This window comes from Prevotella conceptionensis 9403948, from assembly GCF_000312305.1.
Classification (GTDB): domain Bacteria; phylum Bacteroidota; class Bacteroidia; order Bacteroidales; family Bacteroidaceae; genus Prevotella; species Prevotella conceptionensis.
In genome coordinates, this window is the sequence record NZ_HE999445.1 from 383,720 (window position 1) to 387,602 (window position 3,883).

The 3,883-nt window shown below is 47.2% G+C and carries 1 protein-coding gene and 1 pseudogene; both read left to right on the forward strand.

Annotated features, from left to right (window positions below):
• Positions 1-240: pseudogene (locus BN93_RS05890) on the forward strand (LptF/LptG family permease); the annotation flags it as partial.
• 179 nt (positions 241-419) lie between these two features.
• Positions 420-1,628 carry a bifunctional 3,4-dihydroxy-2-butanone-4-phosphate synthase/GTP cyclohydrolase II gene (locus BN93_RS05895; RefSeq protein ID WP_019187416.1) on the forward strand — a complete coding sequence of 403 codons (1,209 nt, stop codon included), beginning with the start codon at positions 420-422 and terminating at the stop codon, positions 1,626-1,628.
• The last annotated feature ends 2,255 nt before the right edge of the window (positions 1,629-3,883 follow it).

Here is a 3,883-nt window from a genome sequence, read left to right on the forward strand (position 1 = left end):
TTGGGCAACACGCGCGATAAGGCCATATTGAACCTCCTGAACGAATATCCCGTCATGTCGGTGAAGGCCCATACTCGTCCTTTTAACCGGCAATGGCTCAACACAGTGGCGGCCATATTGGTTCCCGTTGGTTTGGTGTTGTACATCAGAATGTGGCGATTTAGGCTGCGCTTGCTAAAAGACTTGCGCGTGGTGGTGCAAAACAACAACCAAATTATCGCGCAGATAGGGAAACTTTGAGTAGTTAAGGAGTAAGGAGTAAGGAGTAAGTAGTAAGTGGTAGGGAGTAAGTAGTAAGGAGTATATATATATAAGGAGTAAGTTGTAAAAGGAGTAAGTAGTAAGGAGTGACCCCGTATTTTCCTTTGGAGAGCGTTGGGGAGTCTTACAATAACGAATACAATATAATATAAACAAACATGTCAGAAATAAAACTCAATAGCGTAGAAGAGGCAATAGCGGACTTTAAAGAAGGTAAGTTCGTGATTGTTGTAGACGATGAAGACCGCGAAAACGAAGGCGACCTCATCGTGGCTGCCGAAAAGATAACGCCCGAAATGGTGAACTTCATGTTGAAACATGCACGTGGCGTGTTGTGCGCACCCATCACCTTGTCGCGTTGCAAAGAGCTTAACCTGCCCCATCAGGTAAACGATAACACCTCGGTGCTGGGTACGCCGTTCACTGTTACGGTGGATAAGCTGGAAGGTTGCTCAACGGGCGTGTCGGCACACGACCGCGCAGAAACCATCAGAGCATTGGCCGACCCTAAGTCTACGCCCGAAACGTTCGGCCGACCGGGGCACATCAACCCCCTTTATGCCCAAGACAACGGCGTGCTTAGGCGCAGCGGACACACCGAGGCGGCAATAGACCTGTGCCGAATGGCCGGCTTGTATCCCGCAGGTGCGCTGATGGAGATAATGAACGAAGACGGAACGATGGCCCGATTGCCCGAATTGAAGGTGATGGCGGATAAGTATGGCATGAAACTGATTAGTATCAAAGACATGATTGCTTATCGCCTAAGAACCGAATCGCTTATCGAAGTGGGGCAAACCGTGGACATGCCCACCAAGTATGGTCATTTCAAACTTACGCCTTTCCGACAGATTAGCAATGGATTGGAGCATTTTGCGCTGACCAAAGGCGAGTGGAAAGACGATGATGAGATATTGGTTCGCGTGCATTCGTCGTGTGCCACGGGCGACATTCTTGGCAGTCTGCGTTGCGATTGCGGCGACCAACTGCACCATTCGCTCGAAATGATAGAGAAAGAAGGACGTGGCGTGCTTATCTATATGCAGCAAGAGGGCAGGGGAATTGGACTGATGAACAAGATTGCCGCCTACAAACTACAAGAACAAGGTTACGACACGGTTGACGCGAACGTGCATTTGGGTTTCAAACCCGATGAACGCGACTACGGATGTGGTGCGCAAATGCTCCGCCATCTGCGTGTGCACAAAATGCGGCTTATCACCAACAATCCCGTAAAGCGCGTGGGATTGGAGGCTTATGGACTGGAAATAACCGAGAATGTGCCCGTTGAGGTGCATCCCAACAAGTACGATTACAAGTATCTTAAAACCAAACAAGAACGTATGGGCCACAACTTGCATTTGTAAGCAGAGGCGGCGTGTGCATGCCGTTTGCCTTTACGAAGAAAGCATTCTCCGTTCGGTTGTACGGTTGTTACCCCTTTGCTTGTGGGGTAGTTCCCCCTTGCTTGTAGGTTGCTCTTTCTTGTTTGTGGGGCGTTCCCCCTTGCTTGTAGGTTGTTTCCTCTTGTTTGTGGGGCGTCCCCGTTGCTTGTAGGTTGTTCCCTCCTGCTTGTGGGGCGTTCCCTCAACTTTGGGTGACGTTACCGCAAGCTTGTGGGTTGTTCATTCATCCTTGAGTACCGCTCTCGTTCGGTTGTGCGGTTGTTCCCTCCTTGCTTGCAGGTCGCCCTTTCTTGTTTGAAAGTCGTTCTTCCTTGCTTAGGGGTAGTTTCTTTTCGTTTTGGCCGTTGCTCCCTCTTGCACAGGCATACAATTCGAACGTTTTCGCTAAGCCGAACGAACAATGTCGAACTTGTTCGAACATTGTCATGGCGAGAAAACGCACTTTTCGAGGAATGAGAGAAAAACGTTTTCGTTAAGCCGAACGAACGATGTCGAGCTTGTTCGAACATTGTCATGGCGAGTAAACGCACTTTTCGAGGAACGAGGGAAGAACGTTCCCGCTAAGCCGAACGAACAATGCCGAGCTTGTTCGAACATTGTCATGGCGAGAAAACTCACTTTTCGAGGAATGAGAGAAAAACGTTTTCGTTAAGCCAACCGAACAATGTCGAGCTTGTTTGAGCATAGTCATGGTGAGAAAACGCACTTTTCGAGAAACGAGAAAAGAATGCTCCCGTTAAGCCAAATGAACAACGTCGAGCTTGTTCGAACATTGTCATGGCGAGTAAACGCACTTTTCGAGGAACGAGAGAAGAACGTTTTCGTTAAGCCGAACGAACAATGTCGAGCTTGCTCAAGCATTGTCATGGTGAGAAAACGCACTTTTCGAGGAATGAGAAAGAACTCAAAAACACATCAACCCACCAACTCATCAACTCAAAAACTTAAAATCTTTATTTTTATTTTACAATGACACGTTATTTTCCACTCCGTTCTAGCGAAAATCGGGGTTAAAAAGTAGGTAAAACACTACTATTTCTTGCTTTTCACCTCTCACGACGTGTCTGTTTTTAAGAAAAAACCTGCATTTTGCACGCTTTTGCCTTTCCAGAATGGTTGCCAACTCATCATTTTTCAGGTCCAATTACCCGCTTTTAGACCCTAAAATCCCACTTTTTAACCACTATTTTTCCCTTTTCAGCCATGTTTTTCATTGTTCTAAAAGGTTTTGTTCATACCATTACGGTGCATTTTTATGCTTTTCGTCTTGCATTTAGCACCATATTACCTTGCGTTTAGCACCAAAATGCGCTGCGTTTAGCACCAAAACGCACTGCATTTAGCACCAAAACGCACTGCGTTTAGCACCAAAATGCACTGCATTTAGCACCAAAACGCACTGCATTTTGCCGCAAAAAGCCCAAAAACGGGTGTTAATGGCGATGTCTTTAAATAAATATTCACTTTGACTGCATGCACAACTACCCCCTTTTTGCATCAAAACAAACCTCCGTGAGAATCGATTTTTTGCGACAAGGTGAGCGGTTGGTGGATAGAAAGGGCACTTATTATGTTAAATTTCTTGCTGAAAACTAGACAAAAACAATTGTGCCGTACACACACATGTGGGGAATGCCACAGAAAGTACGTACGCTTACAACCAGCAGCGCAAGCGGTTGCAGAGCAGGCCACGCACGACCAACGAAGGTAGCATCATGCAAAGGCAGAGGCATGCTGCCATCTACAGCCGACTTTCAACTTGTAGAAAACACACGGAACGACTTCAACCAAAGCCCCTTGTTGATGTACAACCACGTTTTGCCACATACAAATGGTGCAGCAATTAGCCAACAGCGATTGGAGCTCGAAAACCATTTACTTTCAGCAATAAATGCGCAACGTTGCCATGCGCTTAAACCCAACAAACACACAAACAGCATGGTGATGGCCTGCTTACGGGCGCATCAAACGCCGACAAGATGCAGGCTATCACAAGCTGTTTGCCCAATCAAGTTGGTATCTTTTATGGTTGCCAAGGCATGCGCGGCCTAAACCCAACCCACCCAGCTAAGGGCAGGCAAGCCCCAAAGCCACACAAGCGCGTAAGCTTAAAGTAAGCACAAGCCCATTAACAAAGGCTTTAAAGGTGCATCAACCCCACGGTCCCTGCCAACTCATAACGTGCAACCTCACTTCACCAGCACTTTCTTCGTCGT